1 protein-coding gene is annotated in these 1527 nt (G+C 59.5%); it reads left to right on the top strand.

The annotated features are described in order from the left end of the window. Window positions 1-156: 156 nt before the first annotated feature. Window positions 157-1344 (top strand): transposase, encoded by a 1188-nt coding sequence (locus HIJ39_RS22865; RefSeq protein WP_169103330.1) that lies wholly within the window; start codon window positions 157-159, stop codon window positions 1342-1344. The last annotated feature ends 183 nt before the right edge of the window (window positions 1345-1527 follow it).

Here is a 1527-nt window from a genome sequence, read left to right as displayed (position 1 = left end):
TGAGGGTTTTTCATAACTCGAAGTCGTTGATTTGCAACGCTTGTAAGGTGCGAGAAAAATGCGTTCCCCCTGAATCGGACGCAAAAAGGAGTTCCTCGCATCGTTCACGAAGTCTTGGTTACCAGCCCAAACCCAGAACGCGGAGGAACTCGCTTAATGACATCACTTCGACAAACGTCACTCTTTTCCTTTGAGGAATGGATTAAAGACACCGAATGGGATGACCGGCTGCAAGCCATTTTGGATGCGGTGCCCTTGGATCCAGCGCTCAGCGCCCTGCCGAAACCGGCCCGGACGGGTCGGCCAGAAACGCACGATCGGGCCCTCATCATTCGGGCGTACGTCGCGAAAGCGGTGGAACAAATCCCCACGACCGAAGCCCTGCGGGCGCGACTTCGCCGGGATCCGGTGTTTCGCTGGATTGTCGGCTATCGGGGAAAGTCGGATATCCCCTCCGCGGCCACATTTTCCCGTCTCTTTGACCAACTCAGTCAGGGCACCAGCTTGCAAGCCGTGCATGCGCAACAAGTCGAGACAGCACGCCAACACCAGGTGGTATCGACGGACGACGCGGCTTACGATGCCTCGGATATCCCGGGGTATGAAAAGACGCGTCGGCATGCCGACGCGCAAGATCCGGAACGCGCGAGCTGGGGGATGAAGACCGGGCCCAAGGGCCAGAAATATCGCTGGTTCGGCTACAAATTGCACCTCGCGGTGGCCGCTGGGAGTCTGTTCCCGGTGGCCGCCGTCACGACAACCGCCAAGATGCATGACGTCAATATGGCGCGTCCGCTGGTGAAGATGACCACAGATCGGGAAATGGGTGAGAAGACCGCCATTTTTGATGCCGGGTATGATCAAGCCACGCTCTATCAGGATCTCCAGGCGCAAGGTCTGGTGCCGATCATTCCGTTGAATCGCCATGGCGGTGAGCCGCCGGAGGGTCGCGATGGCCTGGGACGACCGATCTGTTCCATGGGGTATACGCTGACGTTGGCCGGCTATGATGCGACCACGAAGACCCAAAAGTTTCGGTGTCCCCATGCCGCGGGCCATGTCGATTGTCCCATGGGCATGGCCTGGTGCTCAGCCTCGAACTACGGCTATGTGCAAAAAATCGCCATCGCCGACGACCCGCGCGAAGTGGGACGCGTCGTGCGCGGCACCAGGACGTGGGATGCGCTCTATGACTTGAGGAGTAGTGTGGAACGGGCGTTTAGCTATCTGAAGGAACAGCTGAACCTCCGGACCGTCCGCGTGCGCGGACGGCGCAAGGTCCATACGCACAATCTCTTCGCGGTCATTGCCTTGGCCGCCTCGGTGCTGGCTTCCGCCGTGTAATCCAGCTCCGCTTCCATCATGCCCCGGCGCTGGGGCGAGCGACCCGGGGTCGTTCGCCGGGCATCGTGTTGCCATGGCGCGTGGATTATCCTCTCCGAACCAGTGTCAGCCCGTTAGGACGGGCGTCTTCATCAGAGGGCGACTTATCCACAGCATTGTTTCGCCGAATTATGAAAAGCCCTC

It is taken from the genome of Sulfobacillus harzensis (assembly GCF_012933365.1).
Classification (GTDB): Bacteria; Bacillota; Sulfobacillia; order Sulfobacillales; family Sulfobacillaceae; genus Sulfobacillus_B; species Sulfobacillus_B harzensis.
This window is presented reverse-complemented; position numbering and strand designations above follow the sequence as displayed.